Origin of the sequence: Hydrogenophaga sp. RWCD_12, from assembly GCF_046604225.1 — a bacterium.
Taxonomy (GTDB): domain Bacteria; phylum Pseudomonadota; class Gammaproteobacteria; order Burkholderiales; family Burkholderiaceae_C; genus Hydrogenophaga.
Window position 1 is genome coordinate 169265 of sequence record NZ_JBKIXC010000002.1, and the last position, 26900, is coordinate 196164.

Below are 26900 nucleotides of genomic sequence, written 5' to 3' on the forward strand. Positions count from 1 at the left end.
TGCGAGCGAGACCCGAAAGAGCCCCATGCAACTGATCGACTCCATCGTCACCCAGGCCGCGTCCATCGCCGCCGTGCGGCGCGACATCCACGCCCACCCCGAACTCTGTTTTGAGGAGGTGCGCACGGCCGACATCGTCGCCGCCAAGCTGGCCGAGTGGGGCATCCCGGTGCACCGCGGCATGGGCACCACCGGCGTGGTCGGCATCGTGCATGGCCGCGATGGCGGCGCCAGTGGCCGCGCCATCGGCCTGCGCGCCGACATGGACGCGCTGCCGATGCAGGAGCACAACCACTTCGAACACACCAGCCGCCACGCCGGCAAGATGCACGCCTGCGGCCACGACGGCCACACCGCGATGCTGCTGGCTGCAGCGCAGCATTTCGCGAAGCACCGCAACTTTGATGGCACGGTCTACCTGATCTTCCAGCCGGCCGAAGAAGGCGGCGGCGGTGCGCGCGAGATGATCAAGGACGGCCTGTTCGAGCAGTTCCCGGTCGAGGCGGTGTTCGGCATGCACAACTGGCCGGGCATGCCGGTCGGCACCTTCGCCGCCAGCGCCGGCCCGGTGATGGCGTCGAGCAACGAGTTCCTGATCACGATCCGTGGCAAAGGCGCGCATGCGGCGATGCCGCATTTCGGCATCGACCCGGTACCCGTGGCCTGCCAGATGGTGCAGGCCTTCCAGACCATCATCACGCGCAACAAGAAGCCGGTCGACGCTGGCGTGATCAGCGTGACCATGATCCACACCGGCGAGGCCACCAACGTGGTGCCCGACAGCTGCGAGATCCAGGGCACGGTGCGCACCTTCACCTTCGAGGTGCTGGACATGATCGAACGGCGCATGCAGGAAGTGGCCGAGCACACCTGTGCGGCTTTCGGTGCGACCTGCGAGTTCGAGTTCCACCGCAACTACCCGCCCACCGTCAACCATCCCGCCGAATCGGCGTTTGCCCGCGAGGTGCTGGCCGGCATCGTTGGCGCCGAGCGCGTGCTGGCGCAGGAACCGACCATGGGCGCCGAAGACTTTGCCTACATGCTGCAGGCGCGGCCCGGCTGCTATGTGTTCATCGCCAACGGCGAGGGCGACCACCGCGAGATGGGTCACGGCGGCGGCCCCTGCACGCTGCACAACCCCAGCTACGACTTCAACGACGACCTGATTCCGCTGGGCGCCACCTACTGGGTGCGGCTGGCCGAACAGTGGCTGTCCCGGCCGCGCAAGGAAGCGACCCCATGATCAATCCCCAGTTGGCGTTCGCGCCGTCGTATGCCCGCGCGCGGGTGCAATTCCTCGAAGGCGCGGCCGCGGCTGGCATGGCCATCCGCAGCCACAACCACCCGCTGCCCGGGCGCGACGGCGAGACCCTGGCCATGGACGTGGCGCTCGATGGCGATCCGGACGCCGAGCGGCTGCTGATCGTCAGCAGCGCCTGCCACGGCGTCGAGGGGTTCTGCGGCTCGGGCATCCAGGTGTTTGCGACCCACGACGCCGACTGGCGCGCCCACGCGAAAGCGGCCGGCGTGGCGGTGCTCTACATCCATGCGCTCAACCCGCACGGCTTCTCGCACCTGCGCCGGGTGACCGAAGACAACGTCGACCTCAACCGCAACTTCCAGGATTTCACCAAGCCGCTGGCCGCCAACCAGCCTTATGAAGAGCTGCACCCTTTCCTGCTGCCGCAGGCCTGGCCACCCGGCGCGGAGAATGAAGCAGTGATCGCACACTACATTGGCCGCAACGGTCTGGGCGCGTACCAGACCGCGGTGTCGCAGGGCCAGCACAGCCACCCGGACGGCATGTTCTTTGGCGGCACGGCGCCGACCTGGAGCCACCGCACCCTGCGCGAGGTGCTGCGCCAACATGGCGGGAAGGCCCGGCACCTGGCCTGGATCGACCTGCACACCGGCCTGGGTCCGAGCGGGCTGGGCGAACGCATCTTCGCCTGCCGCGACGACGAGCAGGCGCTGCAGCGGGCGCGCGCGTGGTGGGGTGGCGACGGGCAGACACCGGTCACTTCGATCTACGACGGCAGCTCCACCTCGGCACGCCTCACCGGACTGATGTGGACCGCGATCTACGAGGAATGCCCGCAGGCCGCGTACACCGGCATCGCACTGGAATACGGCACGCTGCCGCTGCTGGATGTGCTCAATGCATTGCGGGGCGATCACTGGGTGCGCCTGCACCCGGAAGCACCCGCCGGTTTGCAGGCGGTGATCCGCAAGCGGGTCAAGGATGCGTTCTACGTCGACACCGACGACTGGCGCGCCCAGGTGGTGTCACAGGCCCGGCAGGCCATGTTTCAGGCGGTTGACGGCCTGCGCCGCAGCACTTGAGGGCAGGGCGGGCGCTCAGCGATCGCCAGCGGCTTGCACCGCGCGCAGATAGAGTTTCTCCATCGCGTCCAGCGGCGCCATGCGCTGCGCGCGCTCCAGCAACTCGGCTGCGCGTGCCTGTTCCAGCTCGCCACCCAGCATCAGCAAGCCTTCGGCGGCTTCGCTCAGCACGACCAATGAGTCGGGGGCCAGCATGAGGGCGGCTTCATAGAGCTGCAGACCCTGGTCCTTGCGCGCACCGTGGACCATGCCGCCAATCAGCTCGCCAACCTGGTCGATGGTTTCGGCGTGGAAGCGGGCCAGTGCGAGATGGGCGTCCACATGCTGCGGCGCCAGGTGCAGTGCGGTCTGCAGGGCCTCGCGCACTTGCCGTCCCAGGCCCCGCGCCAGTGCCTTGGCCACGCTGATGCCCTGGCTGTAGCGCCCCAGCGCGTAGCCCCTCCAGTACAACGGTGCAGCGGCATCGGGTGCCGAGGCCTGCTGGCGCGCGGCGCGTTCGGCGATCTCGAGAAGGCGCATGAATCGCACGGCGTCTTGCAGCTCCACATAGGTGGCGTGCATGCAGGTGGCCTTGAAGGCCAGCGGCAGGCCGGTCTCGCCGAGCGCGAATCCGGCTGCGGCGGCAGCTTCGAACGCGCCTTCGTGGTACATGCGCCAGCCTTCCTGCAGTGCCGGGCTCTCGGGCCAGGGTTCGCCATCGCCGCTGTGCAGTCGGGCCCAGTGCTGGCGCAGGCTGCCCGCGTCGAAGCGGCTCAGGCAGCGGTCCGGGCAGGGGGTCCAGGCGGCCATGGCGCGTCGCTCGCGTGGCGTCAGGGGGCGGTGCGGTAGGCGCCGGTCAGTTGCAGCAGGTGCTGCCGCTGTCCGGCTTCCAGGTAGGGGGCCAGCACGTTGAGCACGTGGTGGGCGCCGCGCAGCAGGGCTGTCTGTGCGTTGTCCGGTTCCAGCGCGTTGCGCGGATCGCGCACGTACTCGAAGCTCAGCCAGTAGGTCAGCAGCACCACCATGCAATTGGCGGTCGGTTCCAGCTCGCGCGCGTCCAGGTCGATGGCACCGGCACGCGACATGCCGGTGAGCATCGCCCGAATCGAGCGGATCTTGTTCTTGAGCACGGCCTGGAAACGGGTCTCCAGCAACCGGTTCTTGGACAGCAGGTCGTTGAGGTCGCGGTAGAGGAACCGGTATTCCCAGACGATCTCGAACAGCGAGTGCAGGAAGAACCAGGCGTCTTCGACATTGCGCACACCGTCGCTGGCCTGCAGCAACTCGTTGAGCGCTTTCTCGTAGCGCTCGAACAGCGAGTTGATCAGCTCGTCCTTGGCCGGGTAGTGGTAGTAGAGGTTGCCCGGACTGATGCCGAGTTCGGACGAGATCAGCGTGGTCGAGACATTGGGCTCGCCGAAGCGGTTGAACAGCTCCAGCGTCACTTCCAGGATGCGTTCGGCCGTGCGACGGGGGGCTTTGCGGGTCATGTCAGGCGCGTTGCGGTTGGTACCGTTGTTCCAGAGTGTCGAGCGCGCCTCGCAGGCGGTCGAGCGCCGTCTCGCGCTGCACCGGCTCGACCGGCAGCAGGCGCCGGTCCGGGTCGTTCAGCGCGACTTCATCGAGCGAGATGCCGTGGCGCGCCAGTGTCGGGCCCAGCGTGTTCGCGCGGTCGCGCAGCAGGCGCCGGGTCTGCTGGAAGGCATGTTCGGCCAGCTCTCGCCGCTGGCGGTAGCTGAACGTGTTGGCGAAGAACAGCTTGGCGTCGCGCTGGTCGGGCTCGATCAGCACGATGTCGGTGTCGGGGTAGGCGCGCTCGTAGTGCTTGAAGCCCAGCGCCAGGCGCGAGTGGATCATCGAGCGGAAGGTCTGGCTCATCACCGCTGGCAGCCCGCCCTCGACCAGCGAGGGGATGCGTCCGCTGCCGGAGCCGGCATGGAACGGCACCAGCGGGTTGAGGCACAGCAGCAGGTCCACGCCTTCGTCGAGCGCGACCGTCGCATGCACCGTCTTCTTCAGCGCACCGTCGACATAGTGTTTGCCCTCGATGACCACCGGCGGAAACAGGCCGGGCAGGGCGGCGCTGGCCTGGATCGCGCGCGAGATCGGCACGTGGTCCCAGCCGGGCTGGCCAAAGGGTGCGGCCTCGCCGGTGTCCAGCTCGGTCGCGACCAGCGTGAGGCGCGCGCGCAGCCGGCGAAAGTCGTTGCTGCGACCGGGCTTGCTGAACAGGCGCTCGATCTGCTGGTGGATGCCTTCGTTGTCGAGCACACCCGTGGGCAGCGCGGCGCCCATGCGCTCGAAGGCGTTGGTGGCACTCTTGCCTTCAGCGGCCCATGCCCACAGGGCGCCGCCCAGCAGTCCAGGCAGCCGCGCGGCGCGGTCGAGGAACTCGCCCCAGGCGGGCTTCATCAGCCAGGCGGGATCGAACTGGTCGTCGCCCTGTCGGTCTTCGATGAAGGCCTCGCACAGCTGGCGCGGCGTGAGGCCGTTGACCAGGCCTGCGGCGATGAAGCCGCCGGCGGACACGCCGACATAGTGGTCGCAGCCGTTGAAGTCCAGTCCGCGCAGGCAGTCGTCAAGGGCGCACAGCGCGCCGATCTCGTAGATCGCACCCAGCGGGCCGCCGCCGGCAAACGCCAGCGCAACGCGGGGCGGTTGCGCCGAACGCCGTGGCGATGGAGTGCGGGAGGGCGTCATGCGTTCGAGTGTAGACCGCCCGCCGGTACCGGCATGTTGCGATGCAGCAGCATCGACGGACGAAAAAAAGGGGCGCTGGGCGCCCCGGTCTGCTCATGCAAGCAGTGTTGCACGGGCGTGCCGCTCAGGCGGCCTTCTTGGCACGGGCCGGTGCCTTGCGGGCGGGCTTGGCCGCGGCTTTGGCTGCGGGCTTCGCCGCCGCGGTCTTCGCGGCAGCCTTGCGCGGTGCCGCCGCCTTCACGGGCTTGCCACCGGCGACGGCAGCGCTGAGTGCGTCGATGCGCTCGATCAGCGCGTCGATGTCGCGTGCCGAAGGCACACCCAGCTTGTTCAGGGCCTTGGCCACGCGGTCTTCAAAGATGTTTTCCAGCTTGTCCCACTGGCCGGCGGCCTTGCTGCCGATGTCGTTGGCCATGCTGCTCATGCGCTGAGTGGCTTCGCTGATGCGCTCTTCGGCCACGGCCTGGGTCTTGCGCTGGATCGAAAGGCCTTCCTTGACCAGCGTTTCAAAGGCCTTGCCGCCTTCGGCCTGGGCCTTGGAGAAAGCACCGAGGCCAGCCAGCCAGATCTGCTGTGCGGAATCCTTGATCGCGCCGGACAGGGGCGATGCGGCGGCGGTGGGGCCGGCCTTGGACGCGCCGGATTTGTGTGTCTTGGTGACCATGGAAACTCCGTAAACTGGTTGGGCGTTTGGAAGGGCCGGGAGCCGTCCCAGCCGAACCTTCACTGTACGTCCGGCAGGCGCCCGCTGTGTAGGGGCCGGCGACTAAATCGGACACGGCCTTCGCGGGTTTGTGCGGAAGCCGGTGCCGTCGCCGGTGGTGAACAATGCCCGTTTGATCGCGACCCCGAACGACCTCAGGAGAACCTCGATGCACTACTTCGTCACTGGCGCCACCGGCTTCATCGGCAAACGGCTGGTCAAGAAACTGCTGGAGCGCAAAGGCGCCGTCGTGCACTTCCTTCTGCGCAAGGAAAGCGAAGGCAAGGTGGCCGAGCTGCGCGAATTCTGGGGCGCGACTGCGGCGCGTGCGCAGCCGGTCTTCGGAGACCTGACGGCCAAGAAGCTGGGTGTTTCCTCTGACGACGTCAAGGCACTCAAAGGCCAGATCGACCACTTCTATCACCTGGCCGCGGTGTACGACCTCGAAGCCGACGCCGAGAGCCAGATCGCGGTAAACGTCGACGGCACGCGCAACACGGTCGAGTTCGCCAAGGCGATCGGTGCAGGTCACTTCCACCACGTCTCGTCGATCGCGGCCGCCGGTCTGTACGAAGGCGTTTTCCGCGAAGACATGTTCGAGGAGGCCGAGAATCTCGATCACCCCTACTTCAGCACCAAGCACGAGAGCGAGAAGATTGTTCGTCAGGAGTGCAAGGTGCCGTGGACGGTCTATCGCCCGGCGGCGGTGGTCGGTGACAGCCGCACCGGCGAGATGGACAAGATCGACGGCCCGTATTACTTCTTCAAGCTGATCCAGCGCATGCGCCAGATCCTGCCGCCCTGGATGCCCAGCGTGGGCCTCGAAGGCGGTCGCATCAACATCGTGCCGGTGGATTTCGTGGTCAATGCGCTGGACCACATCAGCCACCAGAAACGCGGCAGCGGCTGCTGCTTCCACCTGGTCGACCCGATGGGCTACCGCGTCGGCGACGTGCTCGACATCCTGAGCAAGGCCGCGCACGCACCGAAGATGAATCTGTTCGTCAACGCGGCGTTGCTGGGGTTCATTCCAAAGAGTGTCAAGAAGGGCCTGATGGCGCTGGCACCGGTGCGCCGCGTCTACCGCGCGGTGATGCAGGACCTCGGCTTGCCCGAGGACATGATGACCTTCGTCAACTACCCGACGCGCTTCGATTGCCGGGACACCACGGCCGCGCTCAAGGGCAGCGGCATCGCCTGTCCCGACCTCAAGGACTACGCCTGGCGCCTGTGGGACTACTGGGAGCGCCACCTCGACCCCGACCTGCACATCGACCGCAGCCTGCGTGGCACGGTGGGCGGCAAGGTGGTGCTGGTCACCGGCGGCAGTTCGGGCATCGGTCTGGCGGCGGCGCACAAGTTCGCCGAGGCCGGCGCGATCACCATCATCTGCGGCCGCGACCAGGACAAGCTGGACGAGGCCTGCAAGGAGGCCAAGGACAAGGGCTACCAGTTCATCGCCTACCCGGCCGACATTGCCGACATGGCCGACGCCGACCGCTTCGTGCAACTGCTGGTCGCCAACCACGGTGGCGTGGACTTCCTGATCAACAATGCCGGCCGCTCGATCCGGCGCGCCATCGAGGGCAGCTACGACCGCTTCCACGACTACGAACGCACCATGCAGCTGAACTACTTCGGCTGCCTGCGCGTCACCATGGGCTTCCTGCCCGGCATGGTGGCCAAACGCAAGGGCCACATCGTCAACATCAGTTCCATCGGTGTGCTGACCAACGCACCGCGCTTCTCGGCCTATGTGGCGAGCAAGGCGGCGCTGGATGCCTGGACCCGTTGCGCGTCCAGCGAGTTCGCCGACCAGGGCATCTCGTTCACGACGATCAACATGCCGCTGGTGCGCACGCCCATGATCGCGCCGACGCAGATCTACAAGAACGTGCCGACGCTCTCGCCCGAAGAGGCCGCCGACATGATCGCGCAGGCCTGCATCTTCAAGCCGGTGCGCATCGCCACGCGCCTCGGTGTCACGGGACAGGTGCTGCACGCATTCCTGCCGCGCATCGCGCAGATCGTGATGAACACCAGCTTCCGCATGTTCCCGGACTCTGCAGCGGCCAAGGGCGAGAAGGGCGCGAAACCGCAGCTCTCCCCCGAAGCCATCGCGATGCAGCAGATGATGCGCGGGATTCATTTCTGACCCACCCCTGCGGCGCTGCGCGCCTCCCCCTCGAGGGGGCAACACCTGCGGACCGGCAGAGCCGGACCAGCGGTGTTCTGGACTGAGGGCCGCGTTCCCTCATCCTCCTACAATTTCGGGCATCCCCCATCCATACACGTGCCCGCCATGAACAGCCCCAACCACACCCCCGTCGACCTGTCTCACGTCCAGCCGCGCGAGAAGGCTGAGCTGCTCGCGCAAGCGCTGCCGTACATCCGCAAGTACCACGGCAAGACCATGGTCATCAAGTACGGCGGCAACGCCATGACCGACCCGGCCCTGCAGCAGGACTTTGCCGAGGACGTGGTGCTGTTGAAACTGGTCGGCATCAACCCGGTGGTGGTGCATGGCGGCGGTCCGCAGATCGAGACACTGTTGCAACGCCTGGGCAAGAAGGGCGAGTTCATCCAGGGCATGCGCGTGACCGATGCCGAGACCATGGAAGTGGTCGAGTGGGTGCTGGGTGGCGAGGTGCAGCAGGACATCGTCGGTCTGATCAACGCCGCTGGCGGCAAGGCCGTGGGTCTGACCGGCCGCGACGGCGCGATGATCCGCGCGCAGAAGCTGCGCCTGGCCGACTCGCAGAATCCGGACAAGGAACACGACGTTGGCCAGGTTGGCGACATCGTCAGCATCGACCCGTCGGTGGTGCAGGCGCTGCAGGACGACCAGTTCATTCCCGTGGTCAGCCCGATCGGCTTTGGCGAGAAGAACGAAAGCTACAACATCAACGCCGACGTGGTGGCCGCCAAGCTGGCCACCGTGCTGAAGGCTGAGAAGCTCCTGATGCTGACCAACATCCGCGGCGTGCTGGACAAGGACGGCAACCTGATGACCGAGCTGACGCCGCGCCGCATCGACGAGCTGTGCGAAGACGGCACCATCAGCGGCGGCATGATCCCCAAGATCGCCGGTGCGCTCGACGCGGCCAAGAGCGGCGTGAACGCAGTGCACATCATCGACGGCCGGGTCCCCCATGCCCTCCTTCTCGAAGTGCTGGGCGACCAGCCTTTCGGCACCATGATCAAGAGCCACTGACCTTATGCGGTTGCTGTTGGTCGAAGACGACGTGATGGTCGCCAGCGGCATCAAGCTGGGGCTGACCAACGCCGGTTACACGGTCGACTGGGTCGGCAGTGCCGAGCGCGCCGAGCAGGCGGTCGACAAGGACAGCTTCGACCTCGCCATCGTCGACATCGGTCTGCCCGGCATTGACGGGCTGGCGCTGACACAGCGGCTGCGCGGGCGCGGCCTGACCATGCCGGTGCTCATCCTGACCGCGCGCGACGCGTTGCACGACCGCGTGCAGGGCCTGGATCTGGGGGCCGACGACTACATGCTCAAGCCCTTCGAGCTGCCCGAGCTGCTGGCACGCCTGCGCGCGCTGCTGCGCCGTTCGCAGGCGGCAACCTCGGCGGTGCTGGGCCTCGGGCCGCTGGAGATGGACACCGCGCAGCGGCGCGTCACGCTGGCCGGCCAGCCCATGGACCTTGGTCCGCGCGAATGGACGGTGCTCGAATACCTGCTGCTGCAGGCTCCCAAGCCGGCGGCCAAGGACAAGCTGCTGGCTGCGCTGACCGGGTGGGACAAGGAGATCACGCCCAACGCCATCGAGGTCTACGTCTCGCGCCTGCGCGCCAAGCTCGAACCTGCGGGCGTGGCGTTGCGTTCGATCCGCGGCTTCGGCTACCGCCTAGAACTGGTGGCGCCGCCGGCCCATGCGCGCGAGCCCTGAAGACCGCGCGCCGGCCGGTCTGATCTGGGGTCTGCAGCGGCGCCTGCTGGTGCTGCTGTTCCTGCCGTTGGGCCTGGTCGGCCTGGTCAGCGTCTTTTTCCACTACCAGGGTGCCGGCACCGCAGCGCTGCAGCAGGACCAGCAGCTGTTGCGGCTGGTGCCGCTGCTGGCCGATTCGGTCGTGGTCACACAACCCCGGGACGCGCCCCGGCCGATCGACATCGATGCCGACCCGGGCCTGGCTCTCCTGCTGGCGCCGACGGTGGAGGAGTTTCTCAAGGCCCGAGAGGGATACGCCGGCTACGGCGTCATGGACGCCAATGGCCGCCTGCTGCTGGGCGAACGCTGGCTGCCGACCGTGTTGCCCACCACCAGCGATGCCGAGTTCCTCAGTGTGGTGGAGGGCGGCATCACCTACCGTGTGGTGGCCCAGCGCAGCCGCACGGCGGCGGGCGACCTGATCGTGATGCTGGCCGACGGATCGGATGCGCGGCAGCACTGGCTGGACACCGTGCTGGTCCGGGTGTTGCTGCCCAACCTGCTGCTGATGCTGGTCGCGGCGGTGGCCGTGACCTGGGCGGTGTCGCGCGCATTGCGGCCCCTGATCGACCTGAAGGAAGCGGTCGAGCGTCGCTCGCCGCGCGATCTCAGCCCGATCGATGCCCAGGCCGCGCCGGCCGAAGTGCGGCCGCTGGTGTCTTCACTCAACCGTCTCTTCTCGCTGGTGAACGACCAGACCGAGAGCCAGCGGCGCTTCGTGGCCGATGCCGCCCACCAGCTTCGCACGCCACTGGCCGGTCTGCAGGCGCAGGTCGAGGCCTGGGCGCAGGTGACGCGCTCGATGGGCTCGAACGAATTGCTGAGCCTGCGGGTCGAGCAGGTCCTGCGCCTGCGCGATGCCACCCGGCGCACCTCGCAGCTGGCCAACCAGCTGCTCGCGCTCTCGCGCGCCGACAGCATCGGCATCGACACGCAGCCCATGGAGCAGGTCGATCTGCTGGAGCTGTGCGAGAACATCCTGGCCCTCTATCTCGACGCGGCGGCGGAGCGCCAGATGGATCTGGGTGTGGAGACCGCTCCGGCCCAGACCCGCGGCCACACCTGGTTGCTGCGCGAGCTGTTGATCAACCTCGTGGACAACGCCGTCAAGTACACGCCAGCCGGTGGACGCATCACCCTGCGCTGCGGGCAGGACGAGAGCCAGACACCGCCTCAGGCCTGGATCGAGGTCGAGGACGATGGCCCGGGTATCGCGGCGGCCGAGCGCCGTCGCGTGCTCGAACGCTTTTACCGGCTGCCGGGGATGGTGGCCGAAGGCAACGGGCTGGGGCTGGCGATTGCCGAGGAAATCGCGCGCGCCCACCGGACCCAGCTGCGCCTGTCCGACGGGGCGACCGGGCGTGGATTGCGGGTGCGGGTGGCGTTTGAAGCGGTCCGGGCGCCGGCCGGGGCTGTGCGAGAATCGTTCGAGGGATGAGACACCAAGGGCCAGCCACCCGCCCGCTTGCTGAACACCAACGGACCTGATCACCCATGAGCTCCAGCGCTTCCACTTCCACGGACACCGCGTCCTCCGAAGCCGTTTCCGAGGTGGCTGGAGGCTCAGAAAATGGCGGCCGCAAGCGACCCAAGCCGGGCGAGCGCCGGGTCCAGATCCTGCAGGCCCTGGCCACCATGCTGGAGCAGCCCGGCGCCGAACGCGTGACCACTGCGGCCCTGGCGGCCCGGCTGGCGGTCAGCGAGGCTGCTCTCTACCGCCACTTCGCCAGCAAGGCCCAGATGTTCGAGGGTCTGATCGAATTCATCGAGCAGTCGGTGTTCGGCCTGGTCAACCAGCTGGGCGAACGCGAGCCTGATCCGATCCAGCGCTCGCGCAAGCTCGTGGGACTGTTGCTGCAGTTCGGCGAAAAGAATCCCGGCATGGCGCGGGTCATGGTGGGGGACGCGCTGGTGTTTGAGAATGAGCGCCTGCAGCAGCGCATGAACCTGTTCTTCGACAAGATCGAAGCCGCGTTGCGACAGAACCTGCGCGAAGTGGCCGTGCTGTCCTCGGCCGCGACGCCGACGGTCGATGCTCAGGCCGATGCCTCGGTGGTCACCGCCTTCTGCATGGGGCGGCTCCAGCGCTTTGCCCGCAGCGGCTTCAAACGCTCGCCCAACGAGAGCCTCGAACACAGCCTGCGCCTGCTGCTGCCCGACGGCCGGCTGTGAGGTGGAACGGGTTCCGAGGGTTTACCCTTGGTGCTTGGCGGCAGCGGGGGGCCTTTAGGGCACAGCCTCTAGACAAATTCCCGTTCTGATTGAAACGGCCGCACATGCGGCCTTTCTTTTGCGGTAAAAATAGCACGACCGTTCGATTTGCGAGCGGTCGCTTTTTTTCACCCATCCCATCGCATGAGCGCCACACCACTTCCCAAGCGAAGCCGCAGCGACGCCTCGCTGACGCGATCCCTGCAGAAAGGCCAGCAGACCAAGGCCGCCATCGTCGACGCCGCCCTGGGACTGGCGACGCAGATCGGCCTCGAAGGCCTGTCGATCGGCGCACTGGCCGAGGTCATGCAGATGAGCAAGTCGGGCGTGTTCGCCCACTTTGGCTCGCGCGAAGAGCTGCAGATCTCGGTGGTGCGCGAGTACCACCACCGCTTCGAGGAAGAGGTGTTCTACCCGGCCATGTCGACGCCGCGCGGCCTGCCGCGACTGCGCGCGATGTTCGACAACTGGATGAAGCGCACCTCGGTCGAAATCGATTCGGGCTGCATCTACATCAGCGGCGCGATCGAGTTCGAGGACCGGCCCGGCCCGGTGCGCGATGCGCTCGCTGGTTCTGTCGGCACCTGGCTGGCGGCCATGAAGCGCGCGATCGACATCGCGGTCGAAGAGGGGCATCTGCGTGCCGACACCGACGCCAACCAGATGCGCTTCGAGATCCATTCGCTGATCCTGGCCCTGCACTACGAGGCCCGCTTCCTCAGGGCACCCGACTCGCTGCAGAGCGCCGTCACCGCCTTCGACGGCATCGTGCGCCGCTACAGCGCAGACGATGGCGCCAGTTCCACCCCGACACGCAAGACGACCGCCCGCAAGCTGCGTCCTGTCTGACCCATTCTTCACAAACCCCCACAGGAGTTCTCCATGCCCGTCTACAACCCGCCCCTGCGCGACATGCAGTTTGTGATGCACGAGGTGCTGAACGTCAGCGCCGACTTCCAGACCATGCCGCAGCACGCCGAGATGGACGCCGACACCATCAACGCCGTGCTCGAAGAGGCCGGCAAGTTCGCCTCGCAGGTAATCTTCCCGCTCAACATCAGCGGCGACACCGAAGGCTGCCAGCTCGACCGAACCACGCACGAGGTGAAGACCCCGGCTGGCTTCAAGGAAGCCTACAAGACCTATACCGACGGTGGCTGGTCGGCGCTCAGTTGCGATCCCGAGTACGGCGGCCAGGGCTTGCCGCTGGTGGTCAACCAGTGCCTGTACGAGATGATGAACTCGGCCAACCAGGCCTGGACCATGTACCCCGGCCTGAGCCACGGCGCCTACGCCGCACTGCATGAGCACGGCACGCCCGAGCAGAAGGCCCTGTACCTGCCCAAGCTGGTCAGCGGCGAATGGACCGGGACCATGTGTCTGACCGAACCCCACTGCGGCACCGACCTGGGCCTGATGCGCACCAAGGCCGAACCGCAGGCCGACGGCACCTACAAGATCACTGGCAACAAGATCTTCATCAGCGCCGGTGAACACGACATGGCCGCCAACATCGTGCACCTGGTGCTGGCCCGCCTGCCTGATGCGCCCGTCGGCATCAAGGGCATCAGCCTGTTCGTGGTGCCCAAGTTCCTGGCCAGTGCCGACGGCACGCTGGGCGCGCGCAACGGCATCCACTGCGGCGGCCTTGAACACAAGATGGGCATCCACGGCAACGCCACGGCGCAGATCGTCATCGACGGCGCCATCGGGACCCTGGTGGGCCAGCCACACAAGGGCATGCAGGCCATGTTCGTGATGATGAACGCCGCCCGCCTGGGCGTGGGCAACCAGTCGCTGGGCCTGACCGAGGTGGCCTACCAGAACGCGCTGGCTTATGCCAAGGACCGCATCCAGATGCGCAGCCTGTCGGGCGCCAAGGCCAAGGACAAGCCGGCCGACCCGATCATCGTGCACCCCGACGTGCGCAAGATGCTGCTGACCGCCAAGGCCTATGCCGAGGGCGGGCGGGCGCTGGCGATGTACAGCTCGGTGCTGCTGGAGAAGGTGCACAACCATCCGGACGAGAAGGTGCGCAAGGACGCGGACGAGATGCTGTCGCTGCTGACGCCCATCGTCAAGGCCTTCCTGACCGACAACGGCTACCAGGCCGCCACCATGTGCCAGCAGGTCTTCGGCGGCCACGGCTACATCAAGGAATGGGGCATGGAGCAGTTCGTGCGAGATGCCCGCATCAACATGATCTACGAAGGCACCAACACCATCCAGTCGCTGGACCTGCTGGGTCGCAAGGTGCTGGGCAACAACGGCGCCACGCTCAAGAAGTTCGGCAAGCTGGTGACCGCGCTGGTGATGGAAGAGGGCGTCAACGAGAAGATGGCCGAGTTCGTCAACCCGCTGGCGGTGCTGGGCGAGCAGATCACGAAGTTCACGATGGAGATCGGCTTCAAGGGCCTGCAGAACCCCGACGAAGTGGGCGCTGCCGCGGTGGACTACCTGCGCGTGGCCGGTCACCTGGTATTCGGCTACTTCTGGGCCCGCATGGCTCAGGTGTCGCTGCAGAAGATCGCCGAAGGCAGCACCGACCCGTTCTACACCGCCAAGCTGCAGACCGCGCGCTTCTACTTCGCCAAGCTGTTCCCCGAGACGGCGACGCTGATGCGGACCGCGCGCTCTGGCAGCAAGGTGCTGATGGACACCGACGCAGCCCTGGCCTGACGGACCATTGCCTTCCCACCCACAACGACATCCGGAGACACCCATGAGCAAAAGCACCGTTGCATTCGTTCTGTCCATGGTTTCGACCATGGCCATGGCCCAGATGACCCCCGAAGGCCTCTGGCGCAACATCGACGACAAGACGGGCGAAGCCAAGGCCGAGGTCCGCATTGCGGCCACAGCCTCGGGTGCGCTCCACGGCAAGGTCGAAAAGGCGCTCACGCAAAGTGGTGAGCCCAATTGCACGGCCTGCACCGACGACCGCAAGGACAAACCCAAGGTCGGCATGGAGATCATCCGCGGCGCGAAGAAGTCGGCCACCGAAGCGGTGTGGGAAGGCGGAAAGATCCTCGACCCCGAGAATGGCAAGGAATACACCTTGCGCATGACGCCGATCGAAGGGGGCAAGCAGCTGCAGATTCGCGGCTACATCGGCCCCTTCTACCGGACCCAGATCTGGCAACGCGTGCAGTGATGGCCCACCCCCGCCGAGGGAAGTGAAGCACCCCCGCCGCGCTTTGCGCGACCCCCTCAAGGGGGCGGCACTGGCGGCCCGGCAAAGCCGGTTCCGCGGTGCCCCTTGATGACTCCCCCTCCGGTGTTGCGCAGTGAGTGACCCATAAAGGAAACCAAGCAATGAAACGATTCCAAGTGAAGAAAGTCGCCGTGCTCGGCGCGGGCGTGATGGGTGCGCAGATCGCGGCGCACCTGGTCAACGTCAAGGTGCCGGTGGTGCTGTTCGACCTGCCTGCGAAAGAGGGTGCCAAGAACGGCATTGTCACCCGCGCCATCGACAACCTCAAGAAGCTCAAGCCGTCGCCGCTGGGTGTGGCGTCCGACGCCGACCTGATCGGCCAGGCCAACTACGAAGAGCACCTGGAACAGTTGCGCGGCTGCGACCTCATCATCGAGGCGATCGCCGAGCGTATGGACTGGAAGCTGGATCTGTACAAGAAGATCGCGCCCTTCGTCGCCGAACACGCGATCGTCGCGTCGAACACTTCGGGCCTGTCGATCACGAAGCTGAGCGAAGGCCTGCCCGAGGCGATCAAGCCGCGCTTCTGCGGCATCCACTTCTTCAACCCGCCGCGCTACATGACGCTGGTGGAGCTGATCAACACGCCGACCACCGAGCCCAAGATCCTCGACGACCTGGAAGCTTTTGTCACCAGCGGTTTGGGCAAGGGCGTGGTGCGCGCCAAGGACACGCCCAACTTCGTGGCCAACCGCATCGGCATCGCCGGCATGCTGGCGACGATGAAGGAGGTCGAGAACTTCGGCCTGACGTATGACGTGGTCGACGACCTGACCGGCAAGCGCCTGGGCCGCGCGTCCAGCGGCACGTTCCGCACCGCCGACGTGGTGGGCCTGGACACCATGGCCCATGTCATCAAGACGCTGCAGGACAACCTGAACGAACAGACCGACCCGTTCTACGGCAGCTTCGGTACGCCGCCGGTGCTGGCCAAGCTGATCGAGATGGGCAACCTGGGCCAGAAAGCCAAGGCCGGCTTCTTCAAGAAGGTCGGCCGCGACATCCTGCGCTTCGATCTGGACAGCGGCGAGTACGTTCCCGCGGGTGAGAAGGCTGACGAGGTGTACGGCCGCATGCTCAAGCGCCCGGCCGCCGAGCGCCTGAAGCTGCTGCGCAACAGCGAAGGCCCGCAGGGCCAGTTCCTCTGGGCGATCCTGCGCAACGGTTTCCACTATGCCGCCGTGCACCTGGCCACCATCGCCGAGACCGCGCGCGATGTGGACCAGGCCATGCGTTGGGGCTTCGGCATGAAGCAGGGCCCCTTCGAGCTGTGGCAGGAAGCTGGCTGGCTGGAAGTGGCGAAGATGGTCCAGGAGGACATCGACGCCGGCAGGGCACTGAGCAAGGCTCCGCTGCCCGACTGGGTGTTCAAGGGTCCCGTGGCCGACGCCGGTGGCGTGCACACCGCCCAGGGGTCGTGGAACCCGAGCAAGGGCGTATTCGAAGCGCGCCGCTCGCTGCCGGTCTATGAGCGCCAGCACTTCCCCGAGCTGCTGCTGGGCGAGGCCGGTCCGAAGTTCGAGACCGCCGGCACCACCATCGAAGAGAACGATTCGATGCGCGTCTGGACGCTGGACGGCGATGTGCTGATCGCCAGCATCAAGACCAAAATGCACGCCATCAGCCCCGAGGTCTGCGAAGGCCTGATGGCCGCCATTGATCTCGCCGAATCGGAGTACCAGGGCCTGGTGATCTGGTCGGGCGACGAGCCCTTCAGCGCCGGCGCCGACCTGCAGGCCATGTTGCCGGCCTTCATGGCCGTGGGCGTGGCCGCGATCGAAGACGCCGAAGGCTTCATGCAGCAGGTGATGCTGCGCCTGCGTTATGCCAACGTGCCGGTGGTCAGTGCCGTGCGTGGTCTGGCGCTGGGTGGTGGCTGCGAGCTGGCGGTGCACAGCGCGCGCCGTGTGCTGCACATGGAAAGTTACGTCGGTCTGGTGGAAGTGGGCGTGGGCCTGGTGCCTGGCGCTGGCGGCCTGACCTACATCGCGCGCCGCGCGGCCGAGAACGCCGAAACCTCGACGGGCAAGGACCTGCTGCCTTTCCTGACCGAGGGCTTCACCGCCGCGGCCATGGCCAAGGTCGGCACCAGCGCCATCGAGTCGCGCCAGCTGGGCTACGTGCTGCATTCCGACCTGATCGTGCCGCACAAGGACGAGTTGCTGTTCGTCGCCATCAACGAAGCCAAGGCCCTGTTCGCGGGCGGCTACCGTGCGCCGCACAAGCGCCTGTTCCCGGTCGCCGGGCGCGACGGCAAGGCCACCATCCTGGGTAGCCTGGTCAACATGCGCGACGGCGGCTTCATCAGCCAGCACGACTTCCACATCGCTTCGCTGATTGCCAATGTGGTCACCGGCGGCGACGTCGAGCCGGGCACACTGGTCAGCGAGGAATACCTGATGACGCTGGAGCGCCAGGCCTTCTGCTCGCTGATCGTCCACCCCAAGACCCAGGAACGCATCCTCGGGATGCTCAACACCGGCAAGCCCGTGCGGAACTGAGGAATCCAACATGAAACAAGTTCAAGACGCCTACATCGTCGCCGCCACCCGCACGCCCATCGGTCGTTCGCACAAGGGTTCGTTCAAGCACCTGCGGCCGGACGACCTGCTGGCCCACGCACTGCGCGCTGCCATGGCCCAGGTGCCCAACCTGGACCCCAAGGCCGTGGAAGACGTGATCGCCGGTTGCGCGATCCCCGAAGCCCAGCAGGGCCTGAACGTGGCGCGCATCGGCGCCATCCTGGCTGGTCTGCCCAACTCGGTGGGTGGCATCACGGTCAACCGCTTCTGCGCCTCCGGCCTGTCGGCCGTGGCCATGGCGGCCGACCGCATCCGCGTCGGCGAGGCCGACGTGATGATCGCCGCTGGCACCGAGAGCATGAGCATGGTGCCCATGATGGGTAACAGCCCCAGCCTCTCTCCCACCATCTTCCGCAACACCGACGACATCGAGAGCTACGGCATCGCCTATGGCATGGGCCTGACGGCCGAGAAGGTGGCGCAGCAGTGGAAGGTCTCGCGCGATGCACAGGACGCGTTCGCCGTGCAGTCGCACCAGCGCGCCGTGATCGCGATGAAGAATGGTGAGTTCACGGACGAGATCACGCCGGTAGAAGTGACCGACCGCAGTGTGAACCTGGAGACCGCCGAAGTCTCGACCAGTAGCCGCATCATCAGCCTCGACGAAGGCGCACGACCCGACACCACGCTGGAAGGTCTCGCCAAGCTGCGCACGGTCTTTGCCGCGCGCGGTTCGGTGACCGCCGGCAACAGCTCGCAGACCAGCGACGGCGCGGGCGCGCTGATCCTGGTGAGCGAGGCTGCTCTCAAGCGCTACAACCTCACGCCGCTGGCCCGCTTCGTGAGCTACGCCAGCCGCGGCGTGCCGCCGCACATCATGGGCATCGGCCCGATCGAGGCGATTCCGGCGGCGCTCAGGTACGCCGGCCTGAAGCAGGACGACATCGACTGGTTCGAGCTCAACGAAGCCTTTGCTGCGCAGTCGCTGGCCGTGATGAACACCCTGGGCCTCGACCCGGCCAAGGTCAACCCCATGGGCGGCGCCATCGCACTGGGCCACCCGCTGGGCGCCACCGGCGCCATCCGCTCGGCCACCGTGGTGCATGCGCTCAAGCGCCACAACAAGAAGTACGGGATGGTGACCATGTGCGTCGGCATGGGTCAAGGGGCTGCGGGCATCTTCGAGCGGGTGTGAGGCGATGGGCGCTCACGTGTTTGACCAGGCCATCGCGCTCACCGCTGCCGGCGATGGTCAGTACACCGGCGCCACCTCGCCGGCCTACGCCAACATGGTCGGCCCGTTCGGCGGCGTCACGGCCGCCACCGCGCTGAACGCGGTGATGCTGCACCCGGCGCTGCTGGGCGAACCTCTGTCCCTGACGGTGAACTTCTGCGCGGCGCTGGCGGACGGACCGTTCGCGGTGTCGGCGCAGCCGGTTCGCACCAACCGCTCGACCCAGCACTGGGTGGTCGCGATCACGCAGACCGGGGCTTCTGGCGAGGCCGAAACGGTGGTCACGGCATCGGTGGTCACCGCCGCGCGCCGCACCACCTGGAGCGTGGACGACGAGTCCATGCCGGCGGTGCCCGTGCCCGGCGAAGTCGCGCCATATGCAGTGCCTTCCCCGGTGGAATGGATCCGGCGCTACGAAATGCGGCCCATCGAAGGTGCGATCCCCCACACCTGGGACGGCAGCGGCAGCCACAGCCAGTCCCGGTTGTGGATGCGTGAAGCCAAGCCACGGTCACTGGACCTCTGTGGTCTGGCCGCGCTGGCCGACGTCTTCTTTCCGCGCGTCTGGTTGCGCCGCGCGACCCGCGTGCCGGCCGGCACGGTGTCGATGACGGTGTATTTCCACGCCGGCTCGGCGCAGCTGGCCGAGGTGGGGAATGGATGGGTGCTGGGCCAGGCGCGCGCCCAGGCCTTCCGCAACGGCTTCTTCGACCAGACCGCGCTGCTCTGGAACGAGGCCGGACACCTGCTGTGCTCCAGCCACCAGGTTGTGTACTACAAGGAATAACGGCGTTGCGTTGGGGCAGCCCTGTTCAGGGGCGCCCCAAGAAAAGGTACAGCCCGGAGTAGCCACGCGGCGCGCTGACCACGCTCAGGTACAGCGGACCCAGTGCGGTGTCCGCACCGACGAACAGGCTTCGGCCGACCAGCAGGTCGCGCAGGCTGGCACTGCCCGGCTTGAGCCAGGCGTTGCCCAGTTCCAGCGAGCCACCCGCAAACATCGCGCGGGCCAGTGGCGACGAGGCCACCGGCAGACGGTAGTAGTAGGTCATGCGGCCGAAGGCCAGCGTGCTGCCGCCGACCTGCCCGATGCGGAACCCCGAGAGCTGCTGAAAGCCGCCGAGAGAGAACTCGTCGATCGCACCGACCGCCAGCCGGTTGGTGCGGGCCAGCCGCGCACCAAGGTTCAGCGTGTGTGGTCCTGAGCTGGTCACGCCGGTGGCGCTGAGGTCCCAGCGCAGGAAGCCGTTGGTGTCGCCGCCGTTGATGTGCCGCACGCCGCCCACCACCTCGCCGCGCAGGCGGTGGCCCGAGGTCGGGAAGTTCGCGTAGTCCAGCTGGTCCGAAGCCAGGGCGAAGCGCAGGCCCGAGTCGTTCCAGCGCTGGGTGAGCAGCTTGGGGTCCAGCCCGGTGAGCGAGCCGCCGATCAGTTCGGGCGTGGTGCGGTTCCAGGTCGACACAAGGCCCACGCGCGCTTCGCCCAGGTGGCCCAGCAGGCCCAGAGGCCAGCCGTAGTCCACGCCCACGCTCAGGTTCGAGCGTGTCACGACCGCGGCCTGCCCGCTGCTGGTGTAGAGGTTCACGCGGCGGTTGCCGCCGCCGATGTGGGCCGAGACGAACTGGTCGCCGTGTGCGCCCAGCGGCTGGTAGATCTCGGTCGAGGCGGCCGTGTTCTCACCCAGCTGCAGCCGGTTTCGCCACTCGGCCCCCGAGCCGTTGAGCCAGCGCCGGTTGTGGCTCAGGCGCAGGTTGAACGCCGACTGCCCCTCGAAGTCTGTGCGCAGGTCCAGGCCCATGCGCAGGTAGTTCGGCCCCCAGTCGTTCTCGCGCAGCCGCACCACCAGCGCCTCCGAGCCGTCGGCACCCTGGCGTTCGAGGTGGTAGTCCACACGCTCGTAGTCGCCGGTGGCCGCGAGCAGCCGCAGGTCCTGCTCGACACGCGGAACGTCCAGGGGCTGCCCCGCCTCGCTGTCGATCAGCTGCCCGATGCGTTCGACGCGTGCCTTGTCCACACCGTCGAAGCGGATCTCCGACACCCAGCCGCCGCGGCTCTGTGCGCTGGTGAGCTGCACATGGCGCTGCTGTTTCCACTGCGCGTAGTCGGCCGGCGACACGGCGAAGCGTTCGAACTCCCGGCGTTGCGAGTGGGCGTAGCCGTAGCCAATGTCCATCAGTTCCTTGCCACGGCCGAAGTCGGCGGAACTGATCGTGCCCAGCGGCGGTGCGATCAGCAGGTCCTTCGGCGTCAGCGATTCGATGCTGCGCTTCACGTTCTGCTCGGTCAGGATGTTGACCATCTGCGTCGTCACGCCCAGCAGCGTGCCCAGCGTGTCGCGGCCGGCCAGCGGTGTGCCGATGTTGACGGCGATCACCACGTCGGCGCCCATGCGCCGCGCGACGTCGACCGGCAGGTTGTTCACCAGGCCGCCGTCGCCCAGCAGCCGGCCGTTGATCTCCAGCGGCGAGAACACGCCGGGCACCGACATGCTGGCGCGCAGCGCACCCGCGAGGTCGCCGTGGTCCAGCACCACGCCTTCGCCGGTTTCCATGTCGGTGGCCACGGCGCGGAACGGCGTCGGCAGGCCATCGAAGGTTGCCATGTGGCGCGACGCGAGCGTGTAGCGGCGCAGCAGTACTTCCAGCGACCGGGTCGAGACCGCTCCCGTGGGCAGGCGGAACTCGCCGTCGCGAAAGCCCAGCTCAATCAGCGGGGCCATCTCGAAGTCTTCTTCCTTGAGCCGCTGCGACAGGTTCTGCCGCGGCTCGCTGCGCTGGAACAGGCCGCCCCAGTCCAGCGCTCCGACCTCGTCGGCCAGTTCCTTCGGGTCCATGCCGGCGGCGTAGAGGCCGCCGACGATGGCGCCCATCGAGGTGCCGACCACGATGTCCACCGGCACCCGGGCTTCTTCCAGCACCTTGAGCACGCCGATGTGCGCCAGGCCGCGCGCCCCGCCGCCCGATAGCACCAGCGCGATGCGCGGACGTGCCGTTGGTGCCGGGTCGGCGGCCTGCGCGGTCGCCGGGGAAAACGTGAGCGAAGCGAACGCGGTCAGCAGAACAAAGGCCCAGCCTCCCGGCCGTCGGAACATGCGCATGCAACACCCTTGATGTTGTGTGGTCTGGCGGCAGTGTAGAGCGCTCCGTGCGGCTGTCGCACACTGGGCAAGCGCCCTCACACGGCGTGCGCCAACCGTGGTAGTTTCCCTGCCTTCCGACCTCCGATTTCAACCACCATGTCCGACATCCTCGTCCACACCGAAGCCGGCATCACCACGCTGACCTTCAACCGCCCCGACAAGAAGAACTCCATCACCGCCGCCATGTACGGTGCGCTGGCCGATGCGATCGCCGCCGCGGCCGCCGACCCCGCCGTGCGCGTGGTGGTGTTCCAGGGCAACGAAACCACCTTCAGTGCCGGCAACGACATCGGCGACTTCCTCAACAACCCGCCCGCGACCGAAGACTCGCCGGTGTTCCGCTTCCTGCGCGGCATCGCGCAGTTCCCCAAGCCGTTGGTGGCGGCGGTCTGCGGCCCGGCGGTGGGCATTGGCACCACGCTGCTGTTCCACTGCGACCTGGTCTACGCGGGCGACAACGCCGCGTTCTCGATGCCCTTCGTGAACCTGGGCCTGTGCCCCGAAGCAGCGTCGAGCCTGCTGGTGCCGCAAATGATGGGCTATCACCGCGCGGCCGAAGCGCTGCTGCTGGGTGAGCCGTTCATGGCCGAGGCCGCACTGGAAGTGGGCCTGGTCAACCGCGTGCTGGCGCCCAGCGAAACCACCGGCTACGCACAGGCCGTGGCCCGCAAGCTGGCGGCCAAGCCCCTGGCCTCGCTGGTCGAGACCAAGCGCCTGATGAAGAAGGCCAACACCGCGCAGGTGATGGCGACCATGGCGGAAGAGGGCGCGAGCTTCGGCCGCATGCTCGGTGAACCGGCCGCGAAGGAAGCCTTTGGCGCCTTCATGGAACGCCGCAAGCCGGACTTCTCGAAGGTCTGACCAGCGTCCTGCGCAGCGCCGGAGCAGGCGGCGCCGGGCGCTGCGCGAGGACTAGCGGTGGGCGAGTTTGAACACCGCCACCGCAGCCACCAGTTGCTGCGCCTGCAGCTTCAGACCTTCGGTGGCGGCGGCACTCTCTTCCACCAGCGCGGCGTTCTGCTGCGTCGCCTGGTCCATCTGGACCACTGCTTGACCGACCTGCGACACACCAGCGCTCTGTTCGACGCTGGCTGCCGTGATCTCGCTCATGATGTCGGTCACCCGGCGGATGCTGCTGACGACCTCGGACATGGTCGCGCCAGCCTTGTCGACCAGTGTGGTGCCTTGCTCCACCCGCTCGACGCTGGCGTTGATCAGGGTCTTGATTTCTTTGGCCGCCTCCGCGCTGCGCTGTGCCAGATTGCGCACCTCGGCGGCCACCACCGCGAAGCCGCGGCCCTGCTCACCGGCCCGCGCCGCTTCCACCGCTGCGTTGAGTGCCAGGATGTTGGTCTGGAACGCAATGCCGTCGATCACGCTGATGATGTCGGCGATCTTCTTGCTCGATTCGTTGATCCCCTTCATGGTGTCGACCACCTGGGCGACGACGTCACCACCCTGGACGGCCACCGTCGACGCGCTCTGCGCGAGCTGGTTGGCCTGCTTGGCGTTCTCGGCATTCTGCTGGACCGTGGACCCAAGTTCTTCCATGGATGCTGCGGTTTCTTCGATGGCGCTGGCCTGCTGTTCGGTGCGCTGGCTCAGGTCGTTGTTGCCCTGCGCGATCTGCGTGCTGGCGGTGGCCACGCTGTCGGCGTTGGCCTGCACGCCACGCACGATGCGAGAGAAATTGGTCTGCATGCGCGCCATGGCTTCGAGCAGGCGCACGGTTTCGTCGTTGCCGACCGCGCGAATCTCGGCGGTGAGATCGCTCTGCGCGAGGCGATCGGCGACATCCACCGCGTGCCCAATCGGCTGTGCGATCCGGCGGGCGACCCAGAGTGCCACCACCACCATCGCTGCCGTGGCCAGGAGCAGGCCCGCGACGATCGCCAGCTGCACCTGCCTGACGCTGGCCTTGGCCTGCGCATCCAGCAACTCGCCAGAATTTTCGATGACGCCGGACAGCTCCGCCATGCGGTCTTCGAGCTCGGCGAATGCGGTCTGCAGGGCGGGCATGGCGTCGCGCGCAACGCCCACGTCGTTGCCCGATGCCTTGACGACCCGTTCGGCCGCCGCGATGTATTTCGTGACCAGCGGGCGCGCGGCGGCTTCTGCCTCGCGCGAAGCAGGGCCCAGCGGCAGGCCGCGAAGCTTGTCCAGTGCAGCGATGAAGGTCTGGGCGTGATCCTCAAGTCCCTTCTCGGCCTCGGCGATCCGCGCCTTGTCGTTCTCCAGCGCCCCCAGGTAAGCCAGCTGTGCGTCGCCACGGATGGCGTCGTGCATCATGTCCGCTTCCTGGCTGGACTGCAGCGCGACACTGGCCAACACCGCCTCGTCAATCGACCCGGCGAGCTTGTTTGATTCGACAAGGCCAATGCCACCGACCAACGCCGCGAGGACGGCGCCGGTCAGGCCCAAAGCAAGGATCTGGGTGCGCAGTTTCATGGGAACGGTCCTTTTTTTCAGGCGGCGGTCGCGCTCGTGCCAACATCGTCCTTGACCAGTCGATGGCGCTGGCAGGACAGGAATGATCGATCGCCCTGTGTCTGAGCAGTATCGACGTGTGGCGCGAAGCTCTTGAGGGGATTACCGGCGCGAACCCGGCCCAGTTTGTGGCTTCACCCGACGACGGTGCCGTCGAGGCAGGCAACGCCTTGCCTCAGTTGAGCCGGGCGACCCAGTACGTTGCGCCTTCGGGACCGTAGCGCTCCGCGTGCGGCACTGCGTGGTCGAGCGAGAACATCTCGCCGCGCTTCAAGTGCTGGGTTTCGTTGCCCACCGTCAGCCACATCTCGCCCTGCACCACCAGGGCCTTGACGGCAAATGGATGGGTGTGCGTGTCCAGCACGGTGTCCGGCGCCCAGACGCGCTCCAGCACCTCGTCGAAGCCCTCGGCCAGGGCGGCGCTCTTGAATGTGTCGAAGCTGTTGGGCATGGCGATCTCCTTCGGCGGGTCGGATGCGCATTGCATCACGGTCGCCGAGGCATTGCCAGTGTGTGGGTTTGCCGGCGGGGCTCAGCCGCCGCAAAGGAAGTCGTCGCGCATCGAGAGCATCAGCTTCTTGCCGGTCGAGTCCGCAGGCGCTGTGCCCAGTCCCTTGTCGAGCAGGTCCTGGTAACCCGGCTTGCTGCGAAGGTCCAGCCTGTCCGGCGCCACAAAGGCCATGCCCCAGTCGGAAAAGCCGCGCTCGCGGATCGGGCCGTCCCAGAGCTTGCGCACCTGCTGGTGCCGCGGGTCGGCCGCGATGTGGTCGTACAGCGCCATGACTGCGTCGTGCTCGCCCTCGAGCAACTGCATGAACTCGCGGCGGTGGTAGACCATCATGCCGGTGATGCCCTGGGAGGCGTTGTGCACCCGGGCCTTGTCCAGCAGCTGTGCGAGCTCCTCGGGCGGGAAGTCGCGCGTGGCCAGACTGACGTAGATGATTTCGTAGAGTGCCATGGTGGGCTGACGTGGGTGGACGTCCGATCCTAGTGTCCGGGGGTGGGGACTGAACGCCGGAACTGACCGGCCAATCCGGCGCTTTTCGATGAAGGCGCTCCTGTGTAGCATCGGCGCCTGTCTCACGCAAGGTGCTTCCATGTCCTACATGCTCCTGATCCACGAACCCGTCGGCCAGCGCGCCACCCGCACCGAGGCCGAAGGCCGCGCCGCCTATGCCGCGATGGTGGACTTCGGCAAAGGGCTGGCCGCCAAAGGCAAGCTCAAGGCGGTCGAGTCGCTGTCTGGCCTGGACAGCGCGGTGCGCGTGAGCCATGCGGGTGGCCAGGCGCAGACGCTGGACGGACCGTTCGCCGAGGTCAAGGAAATGATCGGTGGCTTCTTCCTGCTGCAGGACGTGACCCGCGACGAAGCGGTCGCCCTGGCCCACGAATGCCCGGCCGCCCAGTGGTGCACCGTCGAGGTGCGGGCCCTGGCGCCCTGTTTCATGTAGTCAGGGTTTTCCCTTGGGTGTGTCCTGTCGAAACGCCGCGGGCCACTTCGTCGTACCGGTATGACCACCCAGCACCATGAGATCCTGATCGACGCGCCGCGCGAACACGTCTGGCACACCATGCTGTACACGCCCGGCTACGAGCGCTGGGCCGCGACCTTCTTCGAAGGCTCGCGCTACGAAGGCTCCTGGGAAGCCGGGTCGAAGATGCGGTTCTGCGGGCCCAACGGCGACGGCATGGTCGCCGAGATTGCCGAACACCGGCCGGCCGAGTTCGTGTCCATCCGCCACCTTGGCATGGTCACGGACGGTGTCGAAGACACCACCAGCCAGGCCGTGCGCGCCTGGGCCCCCTGTTTCGAGAACTACACCTTCACCGACGAAGCCGAAGGAACCCGCGTGCGCGTCGACGTCGACGTGTTCGGCAGCTTCGACGACTGGATGAACGAGACATGGCCCAAGGCCTTGCTGTCGCTGAAGTCTCTGTGTGAAACCCCAGCCTGAGGAGAACCCCATGAATGCTGTCACCACCGCCGTCCCCATGTGTGCCGTCGTGCACTTCGAGATGCCCTACAAGGACCGCGAGCGCGCCGCGCGCTTCTACGCGGCGGCCTTCGGCTGGACCCACCAGTTCCTCGGCCCCGACATGGGCGACTACATGCTCGTCAACACGGCGCCGCCGGGCGCCCGCCCTCACGTGCCGCCCGAGGCCGCGCTCGGCTCGATCAACGGCGGCCTGTTCCCGTTCAAGGCCGACTGGCCGATGCAGCACCCTTCGGTGGTGGTCGGTGTGCCCGACATCCGCGCAGCGATGCAGCGCATCAAGGCTGCCGGCGGCGAGGTGATTGGCGAGCCGATGGCGATTCCCGGCGTGGGTGAGTACGTGGTCTTCCGCGACACCGAGGGCAATCACAACAGCATGATGCAGCCCAACATGGCGCCGCCCGAGTGCAAGAGCTGATCCCGCGG

Annotated in this window: 25 protein-coding genes; 17 read left to right on the forward strand and 8 right to left on the reverse strand. The window is 67.0% G+C overall.

Annotated elements, in window-relative coordinates:
• Positions 1–25: 25 nt before the first annotated feature.
• Positions 26–1243 carry a M20 aminoacylase family protein gene (locus tag ACLIJ1_RS07860; protein WP_411364954.1) on the forward strand — a complete coding sequence of 406 codons (1218 nt, stop codon included), beginning with the start codon at positions 26–28 and terminating at the stop codon, positions 1241–1243.
• Entirely contained in the window at positions 1240–2343 is a 1104-nt protein-coding gene (locus tag ACLIJ1_RS07865; protein ID WP_411364955.1) for a M14 family metallopeptidase, read from the forward strand. Before ACLIJ1_RS07860 ends, ACLIJ1_RS07865 begins: the two co-directional genes overlap by 4 nt.
• A 15-nt stretch (positions 2344–2358) precedes the next feature.
• Here the strand turns inward: ACLIJ1_RS07865 and ACLIJ1_RS07870 are convergent, their stop codons facing one another.
• From ACLIJ1_RS07870 to ACLIJ1_RS07885, 4 genes are all read right to left on the reverse strand, one after another.
• A complete protein-coding gene (locus tag ACLIJ1_RS07870) occupies positions 2359–3132 on the reverse strand; it encodes a hypothetical protein (RefSeq protein ID WP_411364956.1) in 774 nt (257 codons plus the stop codon).
• Positions 3133–3152: 20 nt separating this feature from the next.
• Complete coding sequence (locus tag ACLIJ1_RS07875; protein ID WP_411364957.1) at positions 3153–3812, reverse strand: TetR/AcrR family transcriptional regulator; 660 nt, start codon at positions 3810–3812, stop codon at positions 3153–3155.
• A 1-nt stretch (position 3813) separates the two neighbouring features.
• Positions 3814–5022 (reverse strand): patatin-like phospholipase family protein, encoded by a 1209-nt coding sequence (locus ACLIJ1_RS07880; RefSeq protein WP_411364958.1) that lies wholly within the window; start codon positions 5020–5022, stop codon positions 3814–3816.
• Between the two features lie 124 nt (positions 5023–5146).
• Positions 5147–5686, reverse strand: coding sequence for a phasin family protein (locus ACLIJ1_RS07885; protein WP_411364959.1), 540 nt, complete (start codon positions 5684–5686; stop codon positions 5147–5149).
• A 208-nt stretch (positions 5687–5894) separates the two neighbouring features.
• Here ACLIJ1_RS07885 and ACLIJ1_RS07890 point away from each other — a divergent pair, with 208 nt between their 5' ends.
• The 11 genes from ACLIJ1_RS07890 (at position 5895) to ACLIJ1_RS07940 (ending at position 19643) form a co-directional block, all read left to right on the forward strand.
• On the forward strand, positions 5895–7880 hold the full coding sequence (locus ACLIJ1_RS07890; RefSeq protein ID WP_411364960.1) for an SDR family oxidoreductase: 1986 nt from the start codon (positions 5895–5897) through the stop codon (positions 7878–7880).
• 147 nt (positions 7881–8027) lie between these two features.
• On the forward strand, positions 8028–8939 hold the full coding sequence (gene argB, locus ACLIJ1_RS07895) for an acetylglutamate kinase (RefSeq protein WP_411364961.1): 912 nt from the start codon (positions 8028–8030) through the stop codon (positions 8937–8939).
• Positions 8940–8943: 4 nt separating this feature from the next.
• Entirely contained in the window at positions 8944–9636 is a 693-nt protein-coding gene (locus tag ACLIJ1_RS07900; protein WP_411364962.1) for a response regulator, read from the forward strand.
• Positions 9620–11113, forward strand: coding sequence for an ATP-binding protein (locus tag ACLIJ1_RS07905; RefSeq protein WP_411364963.1), 1494 nt, complete (start codon positions 9620–9622; stop codon positions 11111–11113). The genes ACLIJ1_RS07900 and ACLIJ1_RS07905 overlap by 17 nt, the downstream gene beginning before the upstream one ends.
• A gap of 56 nt (positions 11114–11169) precedes the next feature.
• A complete protein-coding gene (gene slmA / locus ACLIJ1_RS07910) occupies positions 11170–11847 on the forward strand; it encodes a nucleoid occlusion factor SlmA (RefSeq protein ID WP_411364964.1) in 678 nt (225 codons plus the stop codon).
• Positions 11848–12030: 183 nt separating this feature from the next.
• Positions 12031–12735: a TetR/AcrR family transcriptional regulator gene (locus ACLIJ1_RS07915; RefSeq protein WP_411364965.1), complete on the forward strand. Its 705-nt coding sequence runs from the start codon at positions 12031–12033 to the stop codon at positions 12733–12735.
• 33 nt (positions 12736–12768) lie between these two features.
• Entirely contained in the window at positions 12769–14565 is a 1797-nt protein-coding gene (locus tag ACLIJ1_RS07920) for an acyl-CoA dehydrogenase C-terminal domain-containing protein (protein ID WP_411364966.1), read from the forward strand.
• 43 nt (positions 14566–14608) lie between these two features.
• Positions 14609–15040: a DUF2147 domain-containing protein gene (locus ACLIJ1_RS07925; RefSeq protein WP_411364967.1), complete on the forward strand. Its 432-nt coding sequence runs from the start codon at positions 14609–14611 to the stop codon at positions 15038–15040.
• A 161-nt stretch (positions 15041–15201) separates the two neighbouring features.
• Complete coding sequence (locus tag ACLIJ1_RS07930) at positions 15202–17601, forward strand: 3-hydroxyacyl-CoA dehydrogenase NAD-binding domain-containing protein (protein ID WP_411364968.1); 2400 nt, start codon at positions 15202–15204, stop codon at positions 17599–17601.
• 10 nt (positions 17602–17611) lie between these two features.
• Positions 17612–18817 carry an acetyl-CoA C-acyltransferase gene (locus ACLIJ1_RS07935; protein WP_411364969.1) on the forward strand — a complete coding sequence of 402 codons (1206 nt, stop codon included), beginning with the start codon at positions 17612–17614 and terminating at the stop codon, positions 18815–18817.
• A 4-nt stretch (positions 18818–18821) separates the two neighbouring features.
• Entirely contained in the window at positions 18822–19643 is an 822-nt protein-coding gene (locus ACLIJ1_RS07940) for an acyl-CoA thioesterase (protein ID WP_411364970.1), read from the forward strand.
• Between the two features lie 25 nt (positions 19644–19668).
• On the opposite strand, the gene ACLIJ1_RS07945 is transcribed toward ACLIJ1_RS07940, so the two are convergent.
• Positions 19669–21951, reverse strand: coding sequence for a patatin-like phospholipase family protein (locus ACLIJ1_RS07945; RefSeq protein WP_411364971.1), 2283 nt, complete (start codon positions 21949–21951; stop codon positions 19669–19671).
• A gap of 138 nt (positions 21952–22089) precedes the next feature.
• Here ACLIJ1_RS07945 and ACLIJ1_RS07950 point away from each other — a divergent pair, with 138 nt between their 5' ends.
• Positions 22090–22854 (forward strand): enoyl-CoA hydratase, encoded by a 765-nt coding sequence (locus tag ACLIJ1_RS07950; RefSeq protein ID WP_411364972.1) that lies wholly within the window; start codon positions 22090–22092, stop codon positions 22852–22854.
• 51 nt (positions 22855–22905) lie between these two features.
• On the opposite strand, the gene ACLIJ1_RS07955 is transcribed toward ACLIJ1_RS07950, so the two are convergent.
• The 3 genes from ACLIJ1_RS07955 to ACLIJ1_RS07965 all read right to left on the reverse strand — a co-directional run bounded on the left by ACLIJ1_RS07955 (position 22906) and on the right by ACLIJ1_RS07965 (position 25438).
• On the reverse strand, positions 22906–24441 hold the full coding sequence (locus ACLIJ1_RS07955) for a methyl-accepting chemotaxis protein (RefSeq protein WP_411364973.1): 1536 nt from the start codon (positions 24439–24441) through the stop codon (positions 22906–22908).
• Positions 24442–24655: 214 nt separating this feature from the next.
• Positions 24656–24931 (reverse strand): cupin domain-containing protein, encoded by a 276-nt coding sequence (locus ACLIJ1_RS07960; RefSeq protein WP_411364974.1) that lies wholly within the window; start codon positions 24929–24931, stop codon positions 24656–24658.
• A gap of 81 nt (positions 24932–25012) precedes the next feature.
• Positions 25013–25438 carry a BLUF domain-containing protein gene (locus ACLIJ1_RS07965; RefSeq protein ID WP_411364975.1) on the reverse strand — a complete coding sequence of 142 codons (426 nt, stop codon included), beginning with the start codon at positions 25436–25438 and terminating at the stop codon, positions 25013–25015.
• Between the two features lie 139 nt (positions 25439–25577).
• Between ACLIJ1_RS07965 and ACLIJ1_RS07970 the strand changes: the two genes are divergently transcribed.
• The 3 genes from ACLIJ1_RS07970 to ACLIJ1_RS07980 are packed head-to-tail and all read left to right on the forward strand — an operon-like array spanning position 25578 to position 26892.
• Positions 25578–25931 (forward strand): YciI family protein, encoded by a 354-nt coding sequence (locus tag ACLIJ1_RS07970; RefSeq protein ID WP_411364976.1) that lies wholly within the window; start codon positions 25578–25580, stop codon positions 25929–25931.
• Between the two features lie 60 nt (positions 25932–25991).
• Entirely contained in the window at positions 25992–26435 is a 444-nt protein-coding gene (locus ACLIJ1_RS07975; protein WP_411364977.1) for an SRPBCC family protein, read from the forward strand.
• A 10-nt stretch (positions 26436–26445) separates the two neighbouring features.
• Positions 26446–26892: a VOC family protein gene (locus ACLIJ1_RS07980; RefSeq protein ID WP_411364978.1), complete on the forward strand. Its 447-nt coding sequence runs from the start codon at positions 26446–26448 to the stop codon at positions 26890–26892.
• Positions 26893–26900: the final 8 nt, after the last annotated feature.